Raw genomic sequence first — 226 nt, 5'->3', positions numbered from 1 at the left:
ATTGACTTTGGTAACTCAAATGTTCAGTCCTACAACCCCAAAGAGCAAGCTCTTTGGTTTGGGCTATTCCCCGTTCGCTCGCCGCTACTTAGGGAATCGATTTTTCTTTCTATTCCTGTGGGTACTTAGATGTTTCAGTTCCCCACGTCTGCCTCAACTCAAGTATGTATTCCCTGAGTTGTAATTACTGATTAAAGTAATTGGGTTTCCCCATTCGGAAATCTCC

Annotated in this window: 1 rRNA gene; it reads right to left on the bottom strand. The window is 43.4% G+C overall.

What is annotated here, in order from left to right:
* A 23S ribosomal RNA gene (locus HF569_RS12740) occupies positions 1-226 on the bottom strand; the annotation flags it as partial.

Origin of the sequence: Levilactobacillus tujiorum (assembly GCF_012641185.1) — a bacterium.
In the GTDB taxonomy this organism is placed as follows: Bacteria; Bacillota; Bacilli; order Lactobacillales; family Lactobacillaceae; genus Levilactobacillus; species Levilactobacillus tujiorum.
Note: the sequence above shows the minus strand (reverse complement) of the source record. Positions and strands in the feature narration are given on the sequence as shown.